General features: G+C 36.0%; 19 protein-coding genes, 1 tRNA gene and 1 other annotated feature. Of the genes, 2 read left to right on the plus strand and 18 right to left on the minus strand.

The window, feature by feature from the left end; genetic code table 11:
* Position 1: 1 nt before the first annotated feature.
* From HMPREF0389_RS03930 to HMPREF0389_RS03995, 12 genes are all read right to left on the minus strand, one after another.
* Positions 2-1,063 carry a M24 family metallopeptidase gene (locus HMPREF0389_RS03930; RefSeq protein WP_014262401.1) on the minus strand — a complete coding sequence of 354 codons (1,062 nt, stop codon included), beginning with the start codon at positions 1,061-1,063 and terminating at the stop codon, positions 2-4.
* Between the two features lie 1,471 nt (positions 1,064-2,534).
* Positions 2,535-2,831 (minus strand): hypothetical protein, encoded by a 297-nt coding sequence (locus HMPREF0389_RS03945; protein WP_014262403.1) that lies wholly within the window; start codon positions 2,829-2,831, stop codon positions 2,535-2,537.
* A 169-nt stretch (positions 2,832-3,000) separates the two neighbouring features.
* A complete protein-coding gene (locus HMPREF0389_RS03950) occupies positions 3,001-3,285 on the minus strand; it encodes a hypothetical protein (protein ID WP_014262404.1) in 285 nt (94 codons plus the stop codon).
* Between the two features lie 12 nt (positions 3,286-3,297).
* Positions 3,298-4,005: a hypothetical protein gene (locus HMPREF0389_RS03955; protein WP_014262405.1), complete on the minus strand. Its 708-nt coding sequence runs from the start codon at positions 4,003-4,005 to the stop codon at positions 3,298-3,300.
* A 152-nt stretch (positions 4,006-4,157) separates the two neighbouring features.
* Positions 4,158-4,781, minus strand: coding sequence for a hypothetical protein (locus tag HMPREF0389_RS03960; RefSeq protein WP_014262406.1), 624 nt, complete (start codon positions 4,779-4,781; stop codon positions 4,158-4,160).
* Positions 4,782-5,074: 293 nt separating this feature from the next.
* On the minus strand, positions 5,075-5,722 hold the full coding sequence (locus tag HMPREF0389_RS03965; RefSeq protein ID WP_014262407.1) for a hypothetical protein: 648 nt from the start codon (positions 5,720-5,722) through the stop codon (positions 5,075-5,077).
* A 188-nt stretch (positions 5,723-5,910) separates the two neighbouring features.
* Complete coding sequence (locus HMPREF0389_RS03970; RefSeq protein WP_014262408.1) at positions 5,911-6,186, minus strand: hypothetical protein; 276 nt, start codon at positions 6,184-6,186, stop codon at positions 5,911-5,913.
* Between the two features lie 13 nt (positions 6,187-6,199).
* Positions 6,200-11,674, minus strand: a complete 5,475-nt coding sequence (locus HMPREF0389_RS03975; protein WP_014262409.1) for an S-layer homology domain-containing protein — start codon at positions 11,672-11,674, stop codon at positions 6,200-6,202.
* A 363-nt stretch (positions 11,675-12,037) separates the two neighbouring features.
* Positions 12,038-13,453 carry a transcription termination factor Rho gene (gene rho, locus HMPREF0389_RS03980; RefSeq protein ID WP_014262410.1) on the minus strand — a complete coding sequence of 472 codons (1,416 nt, stop codon included), beginning with the start codon at positions 13,451-13,453 and terminating at the stop codon, positions 12,038-12,040.
* A 15-nt stretch (positions 13,454-13,468) separates the two neighbouring features.
* Positions 13,469-14,950 carry a cardiolipin synthase gene (gene cls / locus HMPREF0389_RS03985; protein WP_014262411.1) on the minus strand — a complete coding sequence of 494 codons (1,482 nt, stop codon included), beginning with the start codon at positions 14,948-14,950 and terminating at the stop codon, positions 13,469-13,471.
* Entirely contained in the window at positions 14,950-15,840 is an 891-nt protein-coding gene (locus tag HMPREF0389_RS03990) for a DNA-3-methyladenine glycosylase family protein (RefSeq protein ID WP_014262412.1), read from the minus strand. The genes cls and HMPREF0389_RS03990 overlap by 1 nt, the downstream gene beginning before the upstream one ends.
* Positions 15,841-16,120: 280 nt before the next feature.
* Positions 16,121-17,059, minus strand: a complete 939-nt coding sequence (locus HMPREF0389_RS03995; RefSeq protein ID WP_014262413.1) for an AEC family transporter — start codon at positions 17,057-17,059, stop codon at positions 16,121-16,123.
* Between the two features lie 488 nt (positions 17,060-17,547).
* On the opposite strand from HMPREF0389_RS03995, the gene HMPREF0389_RS04005 reads away from it, so the two are divergent.
* Positions 17,548-18,138 (plus strand): thymidine kinase, encoded by a 591-nt coding sequence (locus HMPREF0389_RS04005; RefSeq protein ID WP_014262414.1) that lies wholly within the window; start codon positions 17,548-17,550, stop codon positions 18,136-18,138.
* Positions 18,139-18,316: 178 nt separating this feature from the next.
* Here the strand turns inward: HMPREF0389_RS04005 and HMPREF0389_RS04010 are convergent.
* The 5 genes from HMPREF0389_RS04010 to HMPREF0389_RS04035 form a co-directional block, all read right to left on the minus strand.
* Positions 18,317-18,402, minus strand: a tRNA-Leu gene (locus HMPREF0389_RS04010).
* Positions 18,403-18,599: 197 nt separating this feature from the next.
* Entirely contained in the window at positions 18,600-19,832 is a 1,233-nt protein-coding gene (gene tyrS / locus HMPREF0389_RS04015; RefSeq protein WP_014262415.1) for a tyrosine--tRNA ligase, read from the minus strand.
* A gap of 126 nt (positions 19,833-19,958) precedes the next feature.
* Positions 19,959-20,161, minus strand: a binding site (T-box leader).
* Positions 20,162-20,384: 223 nt separating this feature from the next.
* Positions 20,385-20,924, minus strand: a complete 540-nt coding sequence (locus HMPREF0389_RS04025; protein WP_041250793.1) for a ClbS/DfsB family four-helix bundle protein — start codon at positions 20,922-20,924, stop codon at positions 20,385-20,387.
* Between the two features lie 12 nt (positions 20,925-20,936).
* Entirely contained in the window at positions 20,937-21,551 is a 615-nt protein-coding gene (locus HMPREF0389_RS04030) for a GyrI-like domain-containing protein (protein ID WP_014262417.1), read from the minus strand.
* A 60-nt stretch (positions 21,552-21,611) separates the two neighbouring features.
* Complete coding sequence (locus tag HMPREF0389_RS04035; RefSeq protein ID WP_041250794.1) at positions 21,612-22,511, minus strand: helix-turn-helix transcriptional regulator; 900 nt, start codon at positions 22,509-22,511, stop codon at positions 21,612-21,614.
* Positions 22,512-22,998: 487 nt separating this feature from the next.
* On the opposite strand from HMPREF0389_RS04035, the gene HMPREF0389_RS04040 reads away from it, so the two are divergent.
* The gene (locus HMPREF0389_RS04040; protein ID WP_014262419.1) at positions 22,999-23,910 is read left to right on the plus strand and encodes a transporter associated domain-containing protein; all 912 of its coding nucleotides are present in this window, start codon (positions 22,999-23,001) and stop codon (positions 23,908-23,910) included.
* Positions 23,911-24,157: 247 nt separating this feature from the next.
* Here the strand turns inward: HMPREF0389_RS04040 and HMPREF0389_RS04045 are convergent, their stop codons facing one another.
* Entirely contained in the window at positions 24,158-24,865 is a 708-nt protein-coding gene (locus HMPREF0389_RS04045; RefSeq protein ID WP_014262420.1) for a hypothetical protein, read from the minus strand.
* Positions 24,866-25,041 lie beyond the last annotated feature (176 nt).

Consider the following 25,041-nt stretch of genomic DNA (forward strand, 5'->3'; position numbering starts at 1 on the left):
ATTATTTTATTTCAATAAACTCTTTCGTTGATCTGGATATCAAGTCATATCCGTCTTTTGTTACCAAAACAGTATCTTCTATTCTCACTCCTCCAAAATCAGGAAGGTAGATACCCGGTTCATCCGTCACAACCATATTTTCTTCCAAAACAAATTCAGAAGTCCCGTTCAACACCGGTAGCTCATGAATCTCAAGACCTACTCCATGACCTAAACCATGTCCATAGAACTCGCCGTATCCATATCCTCCGATAATTTTACGAGAAAGAGCATCAATCTCTTTGCAACGCGCTCCCGGCTTGATTGCTTCCAATACTTTCAACTGTGTTTCCAAGACAATGTTGTACAGTTCTTTTTGACGCTCATCTGCAGTTCCCACCACAAAAGTTCTTGTCATATCAGAGCAATATCCATTATACATACAACCAAAATCCAATGTCAACATATCATTTTTTTCGATTACCTTATCACTTGCAACCCCATGTGGCATAGAAGAACGAATTCCTGATGCTACAATTGTAGTAAAAGACAATCCGCTTGCTCCCTGCTTTCTCATAAAGAACTCCAACTCCAACGCAAGTTCTTTCTCTGTCATTCCCGGTTTCACAATATCCAATACATGAAGGAATCCCTTATCTGCGATAGCGGCAGCTTGTCTCAAATTAACAATTTCTTCCTCATCCTTTATAGCACGCAACACTGTGATTGTATTTTTTAAGGGAACCAATCTCTCTTCCAAAATCGCCGATTTCAATGCATTGTATTCAGAAACACTCATATATTGGTCTTCATACGCCAATGTTCCAACAACCAACTCTTTCAGGTGATCCATCGTATTTTTCTTCGCTGAAACCTCTTTGATGGTATAGCCTACACATTGTTGAGATACTTGCTTGGTGTATCTGAAATCTGCAAAAAAGTACAATGCATCCTCTGTAATCAAAGCAGAGCCGGTTGAACCTGTAAATCCGCTGTAATAGTAGATGTCCTCCGGTTTTGTCACCCACGTTGCGGAAATGTTGTTCTTTCCCATATATTCTCTTAATATCTCAATTCGCTTCAATTCGTCCTCCTTCTATCATGATAACTACAGTACAAAAAATTGTCCATAGCATCAATTCTCATTTTATTTCATTTTTTGCAAGACAAGCCCATTGTCATATAATATTTTTATATAAAACACGTTTCCAACGAAATAGACCTAATCTCCAAAAATTCATATCAAATTATTCCCTACTTATTATATCATATTTTTTCTCAAAAATAACCCCTGTTTTGGAAGATAGAATATAAAAATAAATAGTTTTGTCATTCTCTCAAAATCACTATCACACATCAAAATAATACAAAAGCAAAATATCAAAAGAACGATCAACTGCCATCTTTCATACTTTGTACCATACTTCTTCTGATAGAATCACTCTGCTGACAGTTTCATCAGTATCTTATTCTTTTTGTTACAATTACGGTAACTTTTTTTCGACTTGAATATTTACTTTAAACATTTACAAAAAAGAAAGCAAAAAAACCAAAGATAAAAAAACTGTAAGTCGGAGCGTTTTGCTCTTATAACTACACTCTTCTAATAATTCCATGGATGAAATCCATTCTTGGAAAAATCATAAACTACCCACAATATAAAAATTAAATAGTACAAAACAGGATTGGATAAAAACAATCTTATTCTATTTTTAGTAGAATCTATATGCTTACATATATATATCCATGCCAGTATTAAACCTATTATTGGTCCTCCAAAATAACCAAAATAACTCGTTTCACAAAAAAAACTCAAGCAAAATCCTATTATTGCAAAAGGAATTGCTATTAAAATTGAAATCATGTATATGTCATCCATCTTACTTCCCTCTTCATTCGTTTTTTTTATTTTTTCTTCGTAATCAAATGCTTGCTGTCATTAGCTATTATCCAATAGCCTGCAAGTGTATGGGTATCAACCATCCCACCTTATGTACAGCAGTATACGAATTATTTATCCGTATATTGCCGATTATTAATTGTACTCTTCTAATAATTCCACGGATGGAATCCATTTTCAGTAACTTCTGTATCAAACAATAATCACTAAGGCAAATGCATTCAACCTACCGTATGAAGTCAAAGTACAGAATTAATAATGTTGCTAATATCGTATAATAAAGAACAGGATTAAATAAAAATATGACAAAACTATCATTTTTTATATTTTTTGATATATATATCCAAGATATAATTAAACCCAAGATTGGAGCTATCAAAAATTTATACATATCGAAATCATTGTCTGTAAATAAACACCCCATTGTAAATACAAAAGATACTGTTGCAAAACTTACAGAGATAAAAGTTGATATGAAATATATTTTATGCTTTTTATTCATATCGCTACTCCCCTCTCACTTTAGTGATTAAGTGCTTACTATCATTAGCTATTATCCAATAACTTGCAGGGGTATGGGTATCATCCATTCCACCTTATGTACGGCAATATACGAATCACTATCCGTATACTGCCGATTATTAACTACACTCTGCTAATAATTCCATGGATGAAATCCATTTTTAGCAACTTCTATATACAATAATGTCAATATTACTATAAGAAAAATTAAATAGTACAAAACTGGATTTAATAAAAACAATTTTATTCTATTTTTAGTAGAATCTATATGCTTATATATATATATCCAGGCTATTATTAATCCTATAATTGGTCCTATAAGAAAACAAAATGCACCATAAACACTCCAAAAAGTTACGATACCTAACAAAAAACCTATTGCTGCACAAAGAACGGATATTAAAATTGATTTCAAATATACTACTGACATGCTATTTCCTCCATGAATTATTTTGTTTTTCTTTTCTTTGTAATCAATCCTTTACTGTCATTAACTATTATCCAATAACTTGCAGGTGTGTGGGTATCAACCATTCCATCTTATGTACAGCAATATACGAATTGTTGTCCGTATATTGCCGATTATTAACCATACTCTTCTAATAATTCCATGGATGGAATCCATTTTTAGCAGCATCTATACACCACCATAACAAGGCTACTGAAACAAAAATCCAAAAGTAAAAAATCGGATTTAACAAAAATAACTTTATTCTGTCTTTTTTAGAATGCACATACTCATATATATATATCCACGATATAATAAATCCTATGATTGGAGCAATTAAAATTACAAGAGCATTGTCAATATTAAAAAAACACCATCCCCCTAACAGGACAGGAATACTGCTTATTAGAACGGATTTTAAATATATTTTTATCATAATACTTCCCTTCTACTTAGTTTCTTTTTTTGTAATTAACCCTTTACTATCATTTGCTATTATCCAATAACTTGCAGGTGTGTGGGTATCAACCATTCCACCCAGATTGAAAAATGCCGGTATTCCTCCTTGTGAGTCTGCACCTGAATGTAAAAAATTTTCTCTTGCTATATAGTATTTCGGTGCAACATAAAATCCTAAATCAGCGACAATATTTTTAAATTTATACTCTCCGACACCACGCTTGTCATACTTACCCGGCTTCTCTTGTCCATAGATATGCTGCTCTCTGGCAGTAACATCGCTTAATATCATCATTACTGTTGCTCCGTTCTGTTTGACTCCCATTTTATATACCGTCTTTTTGGATGGTTGATTTGGTTTTGGGCGTTGTATTATTTTTTCTGCTTTTACTATTTGTAATTCGGTAAAGCGATTGATTCTGTTTCCGTATTTCTGTTTTTGTTTTTCATAAGCTTGTCTTACTTGTTCTTCTGTGTCATATTCTTGTTTGTAAACATAAGTTTGATCTTTTTGTGTCGGTTTTTTGTATATTTCTTCTCTTGAGGGGATTACTCTGCCGAATTCTGTTACGGTATCTTGTTGTTTTCCGTTGGAGTTATAGTTACCCTTTTGAAATAGATATTCCCATGTCTCTTTCTTTTCTTTTTTTGTGTAGGTTTTCTTACCGTCATATTCATAATTATCTTTTATACTCACTGCATAGGTTTTGCCATATCTTTTGAATCCCCATTTGGATAGCGGAAGACACGGTACAAGGTCATCTTTGTTTACAATATTGTAGACGGTGCTTGCCGTTGCTTTGCCTGTTGTTGTGTTCGGTGTTGCAAAGGTGTGTTGTTAAAACGGTTTTACTTTTTAGCAGGTGGATTCGCTTCACTGCTATTTTGTTCTGCTTCACTATCACTCTGTTCTGCTTTACTATCATTTTGGTCATTAATTGTAAGTAATGTTACCGAATTGTATATCAGCAGAACGATACCGGCTATAATTGTATAAAAACCGCTTAAATAATCGTAGTCAGGCTCTATCATAATCACACTGTCCGCCAAAATATAATTATAACCATCTACTTTAACTGTATTATTATGAGAGATACGAGTACCAGGCAATGCAAATACCTTTAGCTGTACTATACCGCGTATTCTTGCAACAGGGGATAATTTACAGCTTTTTTTCGGTACTGCATAATTATCATTCTCCAAAAAGGCTGTCTTGTGTATATAATAATATTCTTTATCTGATTTTTTATACGTCCAAGCACTAAAAATATTGCCTGAATATATATCATATTTATCAGGATATTTCTCTATTTTTATATTTTGGTGAAAAGACAAAAGCAACAAAATAATAAAAAATGCATAAAGAACCCCGTTAAATCTCACGATACGCTTTTTCAATTTCTCATCTGCTTTTGTATAACAATGCACTGCCAATGAAATAAGCACTACAGTAACTAATGCTACCAATGCCATATAATTCTCCTTCCTCTCTTATTTATTTATTTTCTTTTTTTGTAATTAACCCTTTACTGTCATTTGCTATTATCCAATAACTTGCAGGTGCATGTGTATCAACCATCCCACCTTATGTACGGCAATATACGGATCACTATCCGTATATTGCCGATTATTAACTACACTCTTTGCTTGAACAATAGGAAATTTCTGCCAAAAAACTGTAAGTCAGAGAGTTTTGCTCTTATAACTACACTCACTGTAAATCAGACATTTGTAAACTTATAACAATATTATCCGTTAAAACGGTTTTACTTTTTAGCAGGTGGATTCGCTTCACTGCTATTTTGTTCTACTTCACTATCATTTTGCTCTGCTTTACTGTCATTCTGCTTTGCTTGGCTATCATTTTGGTCATTAATTGTAAGCAATGTTACCGAATTATATATCAGCAGAATAATAACGGCTATTATTGCATAATAAAGAAATAAATAATAGTAGTCAGGCTCTATCATAATCACATTGTCTGCCACAGTATAATTATAACCATCTACTTTAACCGTATTATCATAAGAGATACGAGTACCGGGCAATGCAAATACCTTTAGCTCTACTATACCGCGTATTCTTGCAATAGGAGATACTTTACAACCGCTTCTCGGTACCGCATAATTATCACTACTCCCCAAAAAGCCCGATTTGTGTATATAATAATATTCTTTATCTGATTTTTTATATGTCCATGAACGAAACAAATCGCCTGAATATACTTTGTATTTGTCCGGATCTTTCTCTATTTTTATATTTTGGTGAAAAGACAAAAGCAACAAAATAACAAAAAATGCATAAAGAACCCCGTTAAATCTCGCAATACGCTTTTTCAATTTCTCATCTGCTTTTGTATAACAATGCACTGCTAATGAAATAAGCACTACAGCGATTAATGCTAACAATGCCATATCATTCTCCTTCCTCTCCTATTTATTTTTTTATTTTTTCTTTGTAATCAACCCTTTACTATCATTTGCTATTATCCAATAACTTGCAGGGGTGTGGGTATCGTTCATTCCGCCTTATGTACAGCAATATACGAATTATTATCCGTATATTGCTTAGTTCTATATTACTCCAGAAATTCCATAATTTATTAAACCTGCCAAAAACCTCCATCACTTGTGGAAAAATCATAAACTGCCCACAATATAAAAAGTAAATAATACAAAACAGGATTGGATAAAAACAATCTTATTCTATTTTTAGTAGAATCTATATGCTTACATATATATATCCATGCCATTATCAAACCTATTATTGGTCCTCCAAAAAGCCCATACATCTCCCAATCCCAACAAAAAGCTAACCAACATCCTATTGCTGCAAAAGGAATAGATATTAAAATCGATTTGAAATATACTTCTACCATGGTAATTCCTCCTTTATTTATTTTCTTTTTTTGTAATTAACCCCTTACTATCATTTGCTATTATCCAATAGCTTGCAGGTGTATGAGTATCAACCATTCCACCCAGATTGAAAAATGCCGCTATTCCTCCTTGTGAGTCTGCACCTGAATGAATAAAATTTCTCTTTGCTTTTGCATATTTCGGTGCAACATAAAATCCTATTTGTGCTCTATAGTAAGTATCCTCATCTTTCCCTCTCATTTCTCTACCACCCGGCTTCTCTTGTCCATAGATATGCTGCTCTCTGGCAGTAACATCGCTTAATATCATCATTACTGTTGCTCCGTTCTGTTTGACTCCCATTTTATATACCGTCTTTTTGGATGGTTGATTTGGTTTTGGGCGTTGTATTATTTTTTCTGCTTTTACTATTTGTAATTCGGTAAAGCGATTGATTCTGTTTCCGTATTTCTGTTTTTGGTTTTCATATGCTTTTCTTACTTGTTCTTCCGTATCGTATTCCTGTTTGTAGACATAGGTTTGGTCTTTTTGTGTCGGTTTTTTGTATATTTCTTCTCTTGAGGGAATCACTCTACCGAATTCTGTTACGGTATCTTGTTGTTTTCCGTTGGAGTTATAGTTACCCTTTTGAAATAGATATTCCCATGTCTCTTTCTTTTCTTTTTTTGTGTAGGTTTTCTTACCGTCATATTCATAATTATCTTTTATACTCACTGCATAGGTTTTGCCATATCTTTTGAATCCCCATTTGGATAGCGGAAGACACGGTACAAGGTCATCTTTGTTTACAATATTGTATACGGTGCTTGCCGTTGCTTTGCCTGTTGTTGTGTTCGGTGTTGCAAAGGTGTAGGTAAAGGATTTGATGTTGGATTTGTTTTCGTATCTTTTCCCCAGTATATTTGCAACCGCCGCCGCTCTTGAGTGTCCTGTAAAGTAGGTTACGATTTGGTGCTTTGACCCAAGTCGGTTGATATATTGTTGCAAATGTTTGTCGAGTCTGTTGGCTGCTACATCGAATCCTTTGTGATGTTTTTTATTTTTCCAATCAGGGTTATCTCTATCCCAATAGTCTGCCGTGTCTGCTCCGACATCAAAGTTGCTTGACCATTCCTGTATGGTTCCGTTTGTTCCTCTGATTACTACTACGACGATGTCTTTGGTTTCGCCTTCGTGTGTTACGAGTCTGTGTCCTACGATTGCTTTTGTGATGTCGTCGTCTCGATAGCTGTTTGCAAGACTGTAGACTCGGATATCTTTCAGTCCGAATTTTTGCATGGTTTCTTCGATGAGAAATTTTCTTTCTCCGTATAATTTTATGCTTCCGTCACCATATGCAAGCATGGAATACAGGATTCCGAGTTTGGACAAATCTTCATGATATTTTCGGTTATTTTTTTTCGGAAAGAAGGTACGATAGTCTACATCAAAGGTTACGGGGAAGATAAATTTTTTGCTGTTTACTTTTCCGCTGAAGGTATTGTGGTTGTATTTTTCTATTTTTTCATTCGGTTTCACTCGGGCGGGTGTTCTTAGCAACAGATATGCCAAGTCATCCGGTTCTTCTGCGTTTGCAGAATAATTATCTTCTCCGGTTATATTATAGCTATCATCATCCATACCATACTCTTCATCATACATATCTTCGTAATCGCTATCTTGATATGTTTGGATTTTTCTTAGACGCTGTCTATAGTCGAGTTCGTCTTTCGGATATTCGTCCGGTTGTACCCGTGCTCCGTCATAGTCTATCGGTCCGTCGGGAATACCGTCATAATCGCTATCAATCAATGTCGGGTTGGAGCTGTATTTCCATGTGTCGATTGTCTTTTTACCGGTGTAGTATTTCGGATCAATATCGTATCTTGCGAGTAACTGTTTGATATATTGATACAGGTTTCTTTGTACTTGTGTTCCAAGTTCTTCTTTATCTGTCAAACCGTCTCCGTCACTATCGTTTGTATCTGCTTCTTCAACCGGTTTTGTGAGTTTGATGATTTGATAATCATCCAAGAAAACGGTATCGGTCGTTTTTTTGTTTAATTTGGATAGTATAAATTGGTAGAGTTCGTTTACAAACCCTTGTTGATAGACTTCATCATCATCAATATATTCATTCTTATGATAATGTTCAAAATAATCGATACATGCCCCACCTGTCTTCTCTGAAAAACCCGGAAATCGTTCCGCTACAACAGAACAAACCGCTATTTCTCTTTGAACAAATAAATGCGCTATTTCGTCAATATTTACATCATCATCTGTCATGTTTTCATCAGTATTGATATCGGTATCCGTATTTTTATTGAGTGAAGCAAGATATAGGTATCCCTCTAAAAAATATGGTCTGAAGACTACAACTCTATTCGCATCTTCTCTCCAATCGAGTTGGTATGCTTTCATAATTGAGTCTATTGTCTCTTTTGTATTAGCTCTATATAAAAAATCTGTATGATATGAAGAAAAACAAGAACTCAGCTGATTAAGAAAAGAATTTTTCTCTTCAAACCAGTTGGAATCCCCATTTTTATACTGTACTGCCTCTCTATTTATTTGAATGAGAGAATATCGTACATCAATATTTTTATTGTTGGATATCTTTTGAACGGCTAACTGAAAAGCTCCTAAGTCTACAGTATTAACTCCTCCGAGCACACGATATGAGTCTATTACAAACACAATATCTACTTTGTTTGTCGCGGATGGATTTTGTTTAACGGACAGCAGTTCTTGCGGTAAAGTTGATAATGTTTCTTCTTTTGTTTCTGTACTGTTTGTTGTCTGATTTTCTGTTATGTTGTCTTGTCCTTTTATCGTTTCTTTTTGATTTTTTGATATATTGTCTGTTTTTTCTGCGTTTTCTTCTATAGAATGTCCTGCTGTGTTGTCATATTCTGTTTCTATATTATCTTTATCTGCTGTTTCTGCGATTTCGGTTGTTTTTACAGTTTTGTTTGTTCTGTCCGCTGTTATCTTATCTGCATTTTGTTCGGTATATTCTTCTGCATTGTTTGTAGAACCATCGGATATTGTATCGGCACGATATGAAGTTTCAGGACCGCTATGTTCTTTTTTCTCTTGATTTGACGGTTGATTCTGTTGTTGCTTTTCATTACTGTTTTGCTTGATATTTTTATCTATCTCTTTGCTTTTTGACACAGAATGATCCGCAGGTACACCTATACTGAGATTGTTGTCTTGATTTTTTGTGACATTGTTATTTGATTGCTGTAATTTCTCTTTGGTTTGTGTTGTCGCAATATTTTTTTGCAGTTCTCTTTTGATGTCCGATACGTCTTTGTTATCAATTTGCATTCTCTTTTCTGCAAGTTTGTTTTGGTTGATATTTTGGAAAACATCAATTCCGAGTCGTTTGAGAAATTGGTCGATATCTATCACAAAGTAGATTCCTTCCCATTGGATATTTCCTTTGATTGTTCTGTTGTCGATATCTATATCGCTTTGGATGAGTTCCATCCCTTCTTCTTTTGAGAAGGTTGCGATAGATAGGCTTCTTAAGTCGCCTTTGTAATCATCCGAACATTTGAAACTCAATTCTAACGGATATTTTAATGCCTGATTTTGCTGATATTCTGTTGTAATTTCTACGGCATCACTTACGATTGCGTGATTATTCCCCACTATTTGATGTTCGATACGGTTCAATCTGACATTTTTGTTGATGTCTCCGGCTACTTCTCCCGTAACGGACGGAACGAACGGATTTTCGCTTTGATATATACTGTCTGTCATTGCATTTTCGCTCGTGGTTTGTCTGATTCTTTTTTCGCCGTCATGCGTTGTTCCGTCTGTCATAACTTCAGTGGGATTAAGCCCCAATCGCAATTCTTCATCATCGGTGAGTCCGTCTCCGTCTGTATCTTGAATAAGTGGATTGGTTTGGTGTTTTGTCACTTCGTCGCCGTCAGACAATCCGTCTCCGTCTGTGTCATCATCACTTGGGTCTGTTTCCAACTGTTGTTCCTGTAGGTTGGTAAGCCCGTCTTTGTCGTAGTCTTCGTCTGCATCGCTTGTTCCGTTACGGTCTGTGTCTTTTTGAAGCGGATCTGTTTGTACCATGTATTCGAATCCGTCTCTCAGTCCGTCTCCGTCGTTATCTCTTTTGCTTGGATCAAGTCCGAGTTGTTTTTTGAATTCGTCGTCCAGATATTCTCGAACGGTAATAAATTCTGCCGTGATTGTAGTATCCCGGTCGGGCATGACGAAGGTGGTGTTCTGTTCTTTTTTGTTTTCAAATGTCCCGCCGTCTGTACTGAGCCATTCGTTGAAAATATGTTTATGTTCTTGATATGCTTTTGCTTTCAACGATACGGATTGTCCCTTTGAATATCGTCCTTGTGTTTGGGACAGAATGATTCCTCCTTGTGTCGATACCACTTTTAGTTGATATGTTTTTTGGTTGGTATTGCCTTGTCCGCTGTGATTGTCTTTTTCGCTGCCGCTTTTTTCATTGTCTTTTTTGCCGGCGATGTTGCGATTTCGGTTTTCTTCGATTCCGACGGATTGATTTTCTATATTGATATTTTCTTGTATCCACGGTGTTGTTCTCGGTATGGTGATGTTTTTGAGTTCTGCCGTTTTGTTCTGATATTCGGCTTGAATCCTATAGTTTCCTTGCGATATTTGATGTTCCATACTGAATCTATACTGTCCGTATTGATTTGTTTTTACGGTTTGGATGATTTTGTTGTCTTTTTCTTGAATCAAATGAACTGTGATATTCGGTTGTGCTTGATTATTGTATGTGGCTGTTCCGACAAGTCCTTTATATTTGCTGTACAGTTCTTGATGGCAGTTGTTGATAATTATATATGCCTCTGCTCTTGTGATGGTGTCTTTAGGTCTGAATGTCTTGTCAGGATATCCCGTCACTATGTTTGCTTTTGCACATGTTATGATGTTTTTGTTTGACCATCTGTCTGCTTTCACATCTGTGAACTTCGGTGTTTCTTTGTTTCGGTCGGCTATGTTCTGTAGCACACTTTGTGACTGATTCAGCATGGTGACAAATTCTTCTCTTGTTACAAAGTTGTCTGCTCGAAAGGTATTGTCTGAATAACCCGCTATGATGTTATATTGTTGTGATAAATTGATGTATGTACTTAACGGGTGAGTTGCAATGTCTGTAAAATAATCTTTTTCTGTTTGTCGGGATTGGATTTCTTTTGTAAAAATTTCTTTGGAAAGGTTTGTTTTTAAGATAAGTTCCGCACTTTGTGCTCTTGTCATTTTTTCTTCGGGCATAAATAGACTGCTGTTCTTCCATTGGTCGTTGATAATATCATATTTTTGCAGGTAGTAAATTTTTTCTTTTGCCCAATGCTCTCCTATATCATCATAGGTGCCTGTCTGTATGACATTGTTCTTTGAAATGTTGTTGTTTGTTTCGGCAAACAAGGACAGCGGTGCATTGGTTGACAGCAATGTACACGCCAAAATAACGGATAATACTTTCTTGCATTTCATAATATGACCTCCATTTTCAATACAGTATAACATATTTTATATTATACTGTATTGAGGAGAATAATCAACTGCTTTCTCTTTTTGCTTGTTTCTGAATTTTGATACTGTTACCTACATCACTTGTGCTTATTTCACTTGCTCTCTGTCATCATTTTAAGCTGCTGTTCATGGTTTCATCATCCTACTCATCTGTTCCTGTTCAAATAGGACGATGTTAAAAAGAGAGTGCTTTTTCAAATTTAAAGTTATGGCAGTTCTATTGGATTTTTGTATTACCCTATGATGGAAATGATAGAAAAATTAAGGATTCATATTCAAGCATTCTCTGAAACGAACAAGATATCTGTGCAAATAGAATATCTTTTATTTTTCATAGTAGGAAAGGACTTTGTCCAACAGTTCATCGGTATCCTTTGTGATATAGTTTGCTCGAAGAACGGTTTCAATTGCTTCTTGAGATGATTTGTTGGATAGAATTCTTCGTAATTTTAAGATTTTCTCATATTCTTTTACATCCAGTAACAGCTCTTCTTTTCTTGTGCCGGAACGGTCGATATCCATAGCCGGGAACAATCTTTTTTCTGCCAATTTGCGGTCTAAATGAAGTTCCATGTTACCGGTTCCCTTGAATTCTTCATAGATCATATCGTCCATCCTCGAGCCTGTATCAATCAATGCAGTTGCCAAAATGGTCAGAGAACCTCCTGCACGCACATTTCTTGCCGCTCCGAAAAATTTCTTGGGTCCATAGAGTGCGCCGGGATCCAATCCGCCTGATAATGTTCTCCCTGTCGGAACGATGGTCAGGTTGTATGCTCTTGCCAATCGTGTGATACTGTCCATCAAAATCACGACATCTCTTCCGTGTTCTACCAAATTTTTGGCCCTTGCCAACACCATCTCTGCTACTTTGATATGGTTGGACGGCAACTCATCAAAAGTGGATGAAATCACATCTGCCTGTACCGATTCACGAATATCCGTCACTTCTTCCGGTCGTTCATCAATCAAAAGCACAATCAACTCTACTTCGGAATGATTCTTCAAAATTGCATTGGCAATCTGCTTGAGTAAAGTTGTCTTACCTGCTTTTGGCGGCGCAACAATCAGACCGCGCTGCCCTTTTCCGATCGGTGTGAAAATATCCACCAAACGAACGGAGGGTGATACATCACAATGTGCCAATTTCAATCGTGTATCCGGATAAATCGGAACCAATTTCTCAAAATCTTTTCTCTTTGAAGCGATATCCGGTTTGATTCCGTTGACGGATTTGACATACAAAAGTGCATCAAAACGCTCATTCTTGTTTTTCGGTCGAACAATTCCAAGGAGTTTGTCTCCCGTTTTCATATTAAATCGTCGAATTTGTGCCGGACTGACATAAACATCATTTTCGGTCGAAATATAGTTCGGTCCTCGTAAAAATCCAAATCCGTCCGGAAGAATTTCCAAAATTCCTTCTGCCGTTGCCGAATCTTTGTCCTGAATGATTCTCTCATATTCTTTTTTGTCATACAAGTTATGACGGGTACTGTTCATCTCTTGCTCTTGCTGAGAGGATTCTTTCTGATTTGAAGATGGGTTTTCCTGCTCCTCTTTCGACAAAAGGCTGTTGTCTCTCTTATCAAAATACTCTCTTACTATTTCGTCATACGACTCCTCGAGCAACATAGCAACGAACTCATCTTTTTTGTGCTTTTCTTTTATGGAAATACCACAGTCTGATGCAAGTTCTTTCAGCTCTGCAACTTTCAGCTTTTTCAATCTCTCTTTCATTCTAAAATCCCTTCTCTATAACAACGGAGAAAACAACCGACAAAATCCTTCCAACATTTTCTTGAAAAAACTCTTCTTCTTGTATTGAGCATACTCTACTTTGATACAATCTTTCAAATCTTCTTGAAACATATTATACAGCTCATCTACGGTATCATCATCATACAAGAACGCATTGATTTCCGCATTGGTTGAAAAACTCCGAATATCCATATTCAAGGTTCCTACACTTGCAAAAGAATGGTCTACCACCAAAACTTTGGAATGAAGGAATCCTTTTTTGTAAAAATAAACTTCCGCACCAAGCTCCATCACTTCCTCTAAATAGGAATGTGATGCATGGTACACCACAAAATGATCGGGAAAGGACGGAAACATAATTTTGACCTTCACTCCTGAAAGCAATGCTGTCTTCAATGCGGTAAGCAATGCTTCGTCCGGAACAAAATACGGTGTCTGAATACAGATGGTCTCCTCTGCGCTTCCGATTCCTGAAAAATATGCCTGATAAATGGTCTCTTGCGGGGTACTTGCCTCCGAAGTTGCGATTTGAACAACAGAACGGTCGGATTTGTTCTCATCAGATTGGTTTTCAAATTCCGGAAATAAATCGACTGTCTGAATTTTTTCTTCCGTCAACATATACCATGCAAGCAAAAAGGTCAGTTGCAAAGAATAGACCGCTTCTCCTTCTATCCTCAAATGTGTATCTCTCCAAAAGCCGAATTTTTTGCTCTTGTGAATATACTCATCTCCTATGTTAATTCCTCCGATATAACCAACTTTTCCGTCAATAATCACCACCTTGCGGTGGTCTCTTCGATTGATATTGCGGTAGATATAGGGAAATTTCTCCAAAAAGTAGGACGATATTTCACATCCCGCCTCTCTCATTCCACGAAAGAATTCCGGGTTCTGATATAAATTTCGACAACCTACATCATCATAAATCAAACGAACCTCTACTCCCTGTTGTGCCTTTCGAATCAATGCATCGCGAATCTTTCTTCCGATTTCGGAATTTTTGATAATAAAATATTCTATGTGGATGTGCTTCTCGGCACGTTCAATATCTTCCAGCAAATGATGAAACTTTTCGACTCCTTCTTTGAACAAGGTAACATGGTTGTTCTTCGTGACCGGCAATCCTCCTGCGTTTAAAATCAGCCGTATCACTTTTTGATCTTCATACTGAAAAATCATCTCCGATTCTGCCAATTTTCTTTGTTCATCCACCAGACGCTCAAACTTCACCACATCTTTCAACTCGCCGGATTCCAAAAAATTTTCAGCCACTTTTTGTGCACGAATATACTGTTTCGACCGAACATTCTCACCAAACAAAAGATACAACAAAAATCCTATTCCGGGCAAGAATGCCAACACGATAATCCAAAGTGCCGTCTTGGACGGCTCCCTGTTCTCCAAAAAGACAATGATAATCGTAAACCAAATTGTAATCACATACAACAATCCGAAACCCGAAAAAAAGTCCATTACTTCCTCCTTTTGCTCTGTTCCCTTTCATAATAAAACAAATATTGTTGTGCAATCCCTGCAAATGAGCCGAACAATTCCACTCCCAAACTTCGTACCCGTCTGATGTTCCCCATCGATTCATCGGGATAATAACGTTGCATCACCTTTTTCATCCAGGTATCCATCGGAAATGCATCGTATTTCGCCATCGAAAACAACAGAATGCAATCGGCAACCTTCTCTCCCACTCCCGATAACTTCATCAATTCCTTTTGTGCTTCCAAGGTATCTAACGAAGGTAACTGTGCTATGTCAATCTCCTGATTCACAATCATATCCACCGTTTTTTTGATATACTTCTCCCGATATCCCAACTTGATACCATCCCACTGTTCCTGAGAAAGCTTTTGTATCTGCTCCGCTTTTGGAAAAGCATAAATTACCTCTCCATCATACTCTCCAATCGGAGTTCCTGCAAACTCACAAATTTTAGTGATGCTGTTTTTGATTCGCGGAATATGGTTGTTTGCCGAAATAATAAATGTAATAATCATCTCAAAGATATCTTGATTTAAGATGCGAAGTCCCTCTCCGAAAGAAATCGCCTTGTCCAAATAATCATCCAACCCCAAAAAAGATTGTTTCAAAGTATGATAATCCCGCTCCAAATCAAAGTATCTGTTCCATACATCCTCACACTCTTGAAGTGTTGTATTTTGCAAGGTTATTGTGTCCCCCTGCTCGGAAACAATTGCCCAATGTTGTTGATGAACAACCAAAAAAGTATCTTCTCTAACTTCTTTGAATCGAAATGCCTGTCCGCTTTCATAAATTTGGCGCAAAGAAAAGTCAGATACTCCCTTTCGCTGATAAATTCCGTCCCCTACACAGTTCCATTCTCTTCCCAAATTTCATCCTCACAATCTTCTTTCATCCTATTCTCTGTTTGGCTTTCCTTGTATTCTCATTTCAAATTTCTGTCCGCACTGTTACTCTCTCTTAAATCAATGTAGCATTCTTTCGCTTCAAGTCAAGCAAGACCAAAGGATATTTTTACATTTATCATCATTTGATGGGATTTTTGTAACTGATATGTTTTTACAACCAATATGGTTTCTAACATAGAACTCAAACGAAATCCCCTTGCTTTCGTTTCATTTTCTCCGATACTTCTTCCTTGTCCGAAAACTAAGCGCCAATCTTCAAAAATCCAACCACGAAAGGAATGGTAATCATGGAAAGAATGGTACATACCGATGCAACTTGCGAAGCTAACACATCATCACTTCCAACATTTGTTGCAAAAATTGTCACATAGCTTGCCGTCGGCATTGAAATCAAAATAATAGGAACTGTAATTTGAATATCTTTCAATCCAATCAAAGAATACAGCACAAACATTGCCATCGGAAGCAGTATCAGTTTACAAAGGCTCACCAAATAAATTTTGTAATTGAAAATAAACTCACTGATTTTTGCTCTCGATAGAGAAATTCCGATAATAATCATCGCCAAAGGTGACATCATCGCTCCTGTAGAATTGACCGCTCCCTTCAAAGGCTCCGGAATAGAAATTTGTAATAGAAACAGCGTGAAACCTGCCAACACAGACAACACCCCCGGATTAACAATGCTTTTTTTTATCACATTATGTTTCATATCAATATCGCCGTTTCTGGCAACAAGATACATTCCCACACTCCATGCCATAAACTCAAATGATAAACTTGCAAGAGTTGCAAAAAACACCTTATCTTCTCCAAGAAGTTGTCCGATCATCGCAAAGCCCATATATCCTACATTCGGCAAAATCATAGATGCCTGAAACACATCTTTTTCTTTTCCCTCGCACGGAAGGAAACGAATTAACACAAAAGAAAGACAGACTGTCAAAAAATAGGTTACTGCCATAATCAGAATAATGGATACTCCTACCGAAAAACGATCCATTGAAAAAGGAATTTGCATCCCGCGAATAATTGCACAAGGCATTGCGATATACAGCAATACCGAGCTGATTTGCTTTTGACCGTCCTTTGTAATCAATCCTTTTTTACCGATGACATATCCGAATATGACAATAATAAATAATTTCAATACTTCTACCAACACTTCTAAAAAACTCACTTGATTCTTTCCTCTTTCTTTCCTGCAAAATACTCTTGATGCCTATTGTGATAATTCCAAAACCCTTCATTCGCACAAAGAAAGAACAAGTATGTCCAAAACTCCCACAAAACGCATTGTTTCCCCATAAAATATTCATCAGCTGTTATAAACCGACTCATTTTATATTTTTGTTGCAATGTGAATACATTTTCAACTTCATATAAAATGTATTCCGATTCATTTATCATAGCATAAAATAATCTATAAATATATTATTTTCTCCTCAAAAAATTTCTTCTCTTCTATAAAAAAACACAATTCATAAAATATTCGACAAAAGTCCCCCTGCTTACAAAAAAAATGATAATATGGTAGCTGACAAACACAAGCTCTCCAAAAATAGGATTGCTGATTGAAAAAGAAAACTATGATTTATCATTAGTTCAGAACATGGATTTGATATTATTTTAACTGAGATAAACAGAATCATAAAAGGAGATTTTAAAATGGCAAAATTATATTTCAGATTCGGTGTAATGGGCTCCAGTAAAACTGCTAACGCACTAATGGTGCGGTATAATTATGCGGAAAAAGAAAAGAACGCTATCTTACTGAAGCCGAAACTTGACAGTAGAGATGGAGAAAAAATCATTAAATCCAGAATTGGAATTGAATCAAACTGTATCTTTATTGAAGACTTTCTAAAAGATGTAGAAGATGATAAGACAATATTACATCACTGTAGTTGTATTATTATTGATGAAGCACAGTTCATGAAAACAAAACAAGCAGAAACTTTTGCATATATTGTAGATTATTATAATATCCCCGTTATTTGTTACGGTCTTAAAACAGATTTTAAGGGAGAATTATTTGAGGGTAGCAGAAGACTAATTGAGCTTTGTGACGTAATTGAAGAAATCCCCACTGTTTGTTGGTGCGGATGTAAAGCAAAATTTAATGCAAGAATTTCAGAAGGCAAAGTGCTGAGAGATGGAGAGCAGGTTCAACTCGGTGGCAATGAATCTTATGTCGGCCTCTGCAGAAAACATTATATGGAAGGTGTTTTAAGCGAAGAAAACAGGAACAATAGGTAAGTTGCTCCTATTGTTCCTGTTCATAACAATCTATTGGTAAACGACAATATAATCTATCATACATATTGATACATCATTGATACAGTGAGTTTATCAACTCTTTTTGTCCTATAGACCAAAAAACAAAAAAAATAGAAAGTACCCATTTTCCAATGAATCTTTCTTCACAAAATATGTATGGTGCAGGTGGTGGGATTTGAACCCACACGGTGTTGCCACCGCTGGATTTTGAGTCCAGTGCGTCTGCCGTTTCGCCACACCTGCATTTAACTACTTGACTATAATATCATACTCCCTTATAGATTTCAAGAAAAATATTATAATATTTTCGGAAAACCTCTCATAAAGTATCCTAAACACAAAAGAGGCTTTCCGCTTTGAGTACAACCACCCGAAGTTCCTTGAAAAAATAGAATTTCAGGTGGCAATTACTCTGTTAAATCTAATCATCTCTTTCTTAACTATTTCATTTTAATTTGATGGAATTTTTTCTTTCCTTTTCGAAGCATAATCACTCCGTCTTGTAAGAACGAATCATCTATGATTGTTTTCGGTTCTTTGATAATTTCATCGTTTACCGCAACAGAACCTTGCATCACCAAACGACGACCTTCACTGTTGGATGGTGACAATCCCACTTGTTTCAATAAGTCTAAAATTCCAATTCCTTGTTCCAACTCTTCTTTGGTCAATTCTGTTGTCGGAGCATCCGCACTTGTTCCACCCTTGCCGAACAACTGTCTTGCAGCTTCTTGTGCCTTGATTGCTTCCTCTTCACTATGCACGATTTTGGTTACTTCAAATGCCAATACTTCTTTTGCCTTATTGATCTCTGCATCTTGCAACGCTCCCAAACGGCGAACCTCTTCCATCGGTAAGAAAGTAAGCAAAGCCAAACATTTTTCAACAGATGCATCTTCAATATTTCTCCAATATTGATAGAAATCGTATGGCGAAGTTTTTTCCGGATCAAGCCACACTGCTCCGGACATCGTTTTGCCCATTTTCACTCCGTCAGAGCGAGTCAACAGTTGAAATGTCATTCCATAAGCGGATTTTGCTGTTTTGCGACGAATCAAATCCGTTCCCGCAATGATGTTGGACCATTGGTCATCTCCTCCGAACTCCAACTTACAGTCATACAACTCATTCAATTTGTAGAAATCGTACGCCTGCATCAACATATAGTTAAATTCTAAGAACGATAAGCCCGCCTCACTTTGCATACGAGTTTTGAAACAATCCGCCGACAACATCCGATTGACAGAAAAATGTACTCCGATATCACGGATAAAAGGAATATACTCCAACTTCATCAACCAATCGGCATTGTTTACCATAATTGCCTTATCATCTGTAAAATCAATAAATTTAGAAAGTTGTTTCTTAAAACATTCACTGTTGTGACGGATGGTTTCTTCCGTCATCATGGAACGCATATCCGAACGTCCGGACGGATCACCAATCATCGCAGTTCCTCCACCAATCAAAATAATCGGTCTATGCCCCGCCAACTGAAGATGTCTCATTGCCATCGCTTGCAAGAAATGTCCCACATGCAAACTGTCGGCGGTTGGGTCATATCCTGTATAAAAAGTAACTTTCTCTTTGCCAAGCAACTCTCTGATTTCTTCTTCATGCGTTGTCTGTGCAATAAATCCACGCTCTAACAGTACATCATACACATTTTTCATCTTAATTCCTCCCAACTTTTTTCAAACATTCTCTTTTCAAACGATTCTAAGGTGCAAAAACTCATTTGCTCAAACGGCAAACTCCAAAATTTTTCCATAAAAAAAGCAATCCACACCTGTTTTTACAACAGGGGCGAATTGTCCGCGGTACCACCCTGATTATGCCGAATCGACATCACTTCATTTTGCTCATAACGGTAGCTGCCGTGTACCCTACTCTCGTTCAAATACAAGCTCCAAAGTGTATATTACAAATTCCCTGTCAATTCACACCAAACACTGACTCTCTGCAAAGGAACACTTGCTTTTCTCTTTTTCTTCGCTCTGTATGAAATTATCCCCAGTATAGTGGAAAAAATTTTTTTCGTCAATCTTTTTTCCAAAAACATTACAAAAACAATCCCTTTTCTGCACTGCAACAGATTTGTATTAAGCATGAAAGGAGGAAGTATTCACTCTTTTTACTCCCTCATACCATCCATTGTATCTTACTGCGATGAAATGATGTATCAGTCTCTGCTCTTATTCATTGGTGATTTGCATTTGTTTCATTTAATGGCTTACATTTTTCTGATGAGCTTTTAGCTTTTTCATCGCCCACTCATAATGACTTGAAGTTGCACTTACAAAATACGAACCGAGTGTACTGCCTCCCGTCCACTTATATACACCTTTGGAAAACAATTCTTCATTACTGAATGTTTCGGCTAACTCCAAGACTTCATTATGGGATTTATGAAACATATCCGTAGCATCTTCAAGAGAAGTATTCTGATGTTTTTTCCAAAATTCAACATTCATATCACCATAAGTTTTCCAGTTATACGGTTTAGGCAAAAACGTTTTTTCTTCTCCTTGTTGATTGGAATGTACCCAATTTAAAATAAGCTGATGCCATTCATAGAGATGAATGAAAATATCTCTTAAGTTCTTGTCCCTTTTCCAATGAGCTTCTTTTTTCTTTTCATCCTTTGAAAAATCGAACGGCGTACTTAATTCTTCCTGACTCATCTTTGAAATCAGTAAATTTAACTTTTCATAGTTTTCTTTGGCAGCAGCCATTAAATCATTTTTTGTCGTTGGTCTTGGCATCATCAATTCCTCCTATTTTACCGAGTATCTCAATATCGTTTTTTGTTTCTCTTCAGATGTTCTATTTTTATTGCTCAAATATATTTCTCTGTGGAAATCGTCTGTTCTTGTAAGCTTACATTCACTTGCAAACTGATCCATCCTCTCAAATGACTGAAGCTCATCATCATAACTTCCGACATGTAACATTTGAATGGATTTGCCATCTTCTATTTTTTGAAAATCTATCTCCTCATATAAATCATTGGGCTTTTTCTTTTTCACATTTTCAAGCGCCTCTGCAAATAGTTCTTGTGTAATAAAATCAGGTTGCTTAATCATCAATGTGTATTTCAGTTTATTTTTATCAAACTCTTGTCCTTCCGACTTTTTCCAAAGTCCCTCCAACGGATACACAGTAAAATCTGTAATCTCATTATCAGATTTACTTTTCACAGTAGATTTAAACAACATTTTAATGGCATAGGCAAGTGAATACAATGCAGATATTCTATCCGAAAAATCAGCTTCATTGGGATTACCTGTCCCTCTTATCAAAATAAATCTTCCCGGTGGTATGTCTATCACAATCGGTGTTTGTTTTACACCATAAATACTTTTTTCTTGTTTTCTCCATTCATACTTCATGATTCAATCCTCCTTACATTAGATAAGTTCATTTTACAAGAAGAAACATGACACCATCTGTCATATTATATATTTTTTTGCCATTTTATTTATCCTTTCTTTAATCTGCATTCGTATCTCTTTCGGTTCCAATACTTCTGCACCATCTCCAAATGAAAAAATATAATTGTATAGGCCGTAGTCGTTCGGTATCTCTATTTCTGTATATAAATTCCCATCATCGTCCTCTGTGATTTGTCCCTTTAACTCATCATACACACGAAAGGCAACTTTACGGTCAAACTTGACTTTGAGAATGACTGTATTTTTATATGGTATTTCTTTGTTCAGCATCAAATTCTCAAAACTGTCTTCAAACATCTCATCTTGAATCTCCAAATTTTTTATACGAGACAATTTAAAATATCTAAAATCATTTCTGAGCAAACACAACGCATATAGATACCAGTCCTGACCCTTAAAAAGTAATCTCGCCGGTTTCACTCTTCTCCTTGTTTCTTCTTCGTTACTGCTGAAGTATGAGAATGAAATCATATGTTTACTTAAAATTGCAGATTTAATATCATAAAAAGTTTTTTCGTATAACTTGTTGTTTTGCCAATTATTAAAATCAACTTCTATCCAATTCGTATTTTTTATGTTGAACAGTGCTGACAGTTTTATCAAGAGTTCATTCTCATGTTGTTTTGCTATACTGTCTAATCCATGAAGAGCGGACATAATCTGTTGTTTCTCCTGCTTGGAAAGTAGCGATTTGCTCAATACAAAATCTTCTGCAATCTCTATTCCCCCACCCTTTCCCTTCAACGCATAGATGGGAATACCGGAACTGCTGAGAGAATCGATATCGCGATAAATTGTTCTGACCGACACCTCAAATTTATCAGCAAGCTCACTTGCCGTAACTTTTCCTTTTTCTAAAATATAGTATAGTATCCTGAATAATCTATTGTCTTTCATAGTATTAACATCTCCTATCTTCATTATATCACAATAACTTGACATCTATTGTCATATTATTCTTTAGCAGATGAAAAGTTGCCAAAAAAGATACTCTCTGTTCATTGTTTATCGTATTATCTATTTCACTTGCCCTCTATCATCATATTAAGGCACTGTTCATAGTTTGACCGCTCTATTTCTCTATTCCGATTTCTCATATAGAAACACGGTCAAATAGATGATTGTTTCCCATTCAAATTTACAAAAATTTCATTCACTTTCGTATTACTTCCCATTTATTTCTTCAGTATTCATATTGTCTTTTATCAAAGCGAGTCTTTGCTATCAAAACGATTCGCAATCATCAATCTATCCTCTGATGTTTGAAACAAAGTATCTTTTTGTGAAAAAAGAAATGGAATCTCCTCGTATTGATTATTATCAAATACATGATATAATAATCAAAGATAATACATTGATAAGATGATATAGGAGGCACAACAGTATGGATGACGGAGTCGGGAGTTTATTGCAAAATTTTTTAAAACCACCTTTGGGTATTGTAGCAAACAATCAACTTGGAATTAAGGAGCGTATTGCTCGAAATGCTGATGATATCGAAAAAGACCAGCTACTTCCGCAAATTTTGGAGAATGAGCAATTCAATGTTACTCCTTTGGAAAAAGATATGATTTCCAAGGTACTTAGACTGAATGAAACAAAAGCCAAAGATGTTATGACACCAAGAGCGGCAGCCTTTGTTCTGGATGTCAATGAAGAAATCGGTATCATTTTGGACCAAATTATCGAGGAACGATATTCCAGAATTCCAATCTATGAAAAAGATATTGATAATGTCATCGGAATTTTGCACATAAAGGATCTTTTTGCACAGGTTCGTAAGGGAAACTTGGAACTGATTAATATCAGAGGCTTGCTTAGAGAATCGTATATCGTACATGAATACAAGGCACTTGATGAAATCTTGTTGGAAATGCAACGCGACAGACAACCGTTTGCGATTGTAATTGATGAGTATGGCGGATTTTCAGGTATACTCACACTGGAAGATATCTTAGAGCAGATTGTAGGAGATATCTCAGATGAAGATGATGAAGAAGCTGACGAAATTGAAGAAATCATCCCAATCAGCGATACTACCTATAAAATAGACGGTTTTACCGCAATACAGGATGTCAATGAACAACTGAATTTGGACTTGCCGACCGATGTCAATGAAACAATGGGAGGTCTTTTGCTGGAGGGTCTCGGAAAATTACCTGCTCAAGAAGGCGATCCGCTCGGGATTCAAATCGGTAATGTAGAGCTCAAAGCAATCAAAATCAACGACAAACGTATCGAAACGTTGTTGTTGCGTATCAAAAAAGGTCTGTTTACTGAATCGGACAGAAAGTAAAACCATTCTTGTATGACGATAAAAAGCAATGCAAGAACATAACATACAATAAAATAAAGACTCCCACAACTCACATATTCTTATGCAACATTAGTTCATAGAAGTGTGGTTGTGGGAGTTTTTTGTTCAAATAAACTTTACTGTATTTTATAACAGAATGCACAATCTAATGTTATAAAATACTTGAAAAAGCTTTCCTTTCCATTACGATAGTTACCAAACATTCACTATGTCTCATTTTTTGTTTTTAAAAAGCATTCCATAAGAATACAAACACGAATACACATCCCCATGCATTGCCTGTCATTTCTTTTACCATAAGCATTCCATAGATAATAATCAAGATAGTAATCATTTCAAGGATTCCCTCAAATGTAACCCCGATAGCTCCATGAATGAAAATACACATAATTGCGCAAAGAATTGCACCCCAATTAAGCCATTTACACTTTGCGGGGTAGCGTCTGTTTATCTTTTCGCTTATTACTACATAATTAAATCCCTCAAAGAAACCCCATGCAGTTGCTGTAATGAGCATACCGATTACATTGATAGGAAAATCACCGACAAGAACTTCTTTTGTCGTCAAAACGGTCTGAAAAGGTAAATAGCTATTGCTCTCCCCAAAAATATACGAAAATAGTATATTTGGTACAAAGCACAAAACTGCAAACAGAATAGACAAAAACATCCCTTCAGTCTTTAACCCATAGGACAAAAAGCTTTCTTTTCTGAAAACGGAAACAATGCTAATTCCAAGCCCTGCAACTCCATACTGAAAGAATGCCGTTAACAAAACACGAGATAAGATAGGCAATTCTTCATTTTTTACGATTCCGTAAACTTCTTCTTGAAATACCATAAATATCATCAAGCTTGCGAATGAAACAATCATAATAATCCAAAGGTCTATATCAAGTTTTTTCTGATTCTCACTTAACTCTATTTTAGCCATCCCATATTGCCTCCTGTTATATATCGCATTAAGAACATATTGTTCTTTCAATATTTTCATACATTATACTATTTGCAAGAATACTATTTACAAGGCATTTTTTCTACTTTCAGACTTCATCGTCACTTTGAATCGTTCGTGACTCTCTAAACGATTCAACTGTTCCAATATGATTT

Source organism: Filifactor alocis ATCC 35896 (assembly GCF_000163895.2).
GTDB classification, from domain to species: domain Bacteria; phylum Bacillota; class Clostridia; order Peptostreptococcales; family Filifactoraceae; genus Filifactor; species Filifactor alocis.

What these genes read in the sequence shown, in the direction of transcription:
- HMPREF0389_RS03945 (WP_014262403.1), bottom strand. Translation starts at nt 2,831, where the DNA reads ATGTCAGTAGTATATTTGAAATCAATTTTAATATCCGTTCTTTGTGCA.
- HMPREF0389_RS03950 (WP_014262404.1), bottom strand. Translation starts at nt 3,285, where the DNA reads ATGATAAAAATATATTTAAAATCCGTTCTAATAAGCAGTATTCCTGTC.
- HMPREF0389_RS03960 (WP_014262406.1), bottom strand. Translation starts at nt 4,781, where the DNA reads ATGGCATTGGTAGCATTAGTTACTGTAGTGCTTATTTCATTGGCAGTG.
- HMPREF0389_RS03965 (WP_014262407.1), bottom strand. Translation starts at nt 5,722, where the DNA reads ATGGCATTGTTAGCATTAATCGCTGTAGTGCTTATTTCATTAGCAGTG.
- HMPREF0389_RS03970 (WP_014262408.1), bottom strand. Translation starts at nt 6,186, where the DNA reads ATGGTAGAAGTATATTTCAAATCGATTTTAATATCTATTCCTTTTGCA.
- HMPREF0389_RS03975 (WP_014262409.1), bottom strand. Translation starts at nt 11,674, where the DNA reads ATGAAATGCAAGAAAGTATTATCCGTTATTTTGGCGTGTACATTGCTG.
- rho (WP_014262410.1), bottom strand. Translation starts at nt 13,453, where the DNA reads ATGAAAGAGAGATTGAAAAAGCTGAAAGTTGCAGAGCTGAAAGAACTT.
- cls (WP_014262411.1), bottom strand. Translation starts at nt 14,950, where the DNA reads ATGGACTTTTTTTCGGGTTTCGGATTGTTGTATGTGATTACAATTTGG.
- HMPREF0389_RS04005 (WP_014262414.1), top strand. Translation starts at nt 17,548, where the DNA reads ATGGCAAAATTATATTTCAGATTCGGTGTAATGGGCTCCAGTAAAACT.
- tyrS (WP_014262415.1), bottom strand. Translation starts at nt 19,832, where the DNA reads ATGAAAAATGTGTATGATGTACTGTTAGAGCGTGGATTTATTGCACAG.
- HMPREF0389_RS04025 (WP_041250793.1), bottom strand. Translation starts at nt 20,924, where the DNA reads ATGCCAAGACCAACGACAAAAAATGATTTAATGGCTGCTGCCAAAGAA.
- HMPREF0389_RS04030 (WP_014262417.1), bottom strand. Translation starts at nt 21,551, where the DNA reads ATGAAGTATGAATGGAGAAAACAAGAAAAAAGTATTTATGGTGTAAAA.
- HMPREF0389_RS04035 (WP_041250794.1), bottom strand. Translation starts at nt 22,511, where the DNA reads ATGAAAGACAATAGATTATTCAGGATACTATACTATATTTTAGAAAAA.
- HMPREF0389_RS04040 (WP_014262419.1), top strand. Translation starts at nt 22,999, where the DNA reads ATGGATGACGGAGTCGGGAGTTTATTGCAAAATTTTTTAAAACCACCT.
- HMPREF0389_RS04045 (WP_014262420.1), bottom strand. Translation starts at nt 24,865, where the DNA reads ATGGCTAAAATAGAGTTAAGTGAGAATCAGAAAAAACTTGATATAGAC.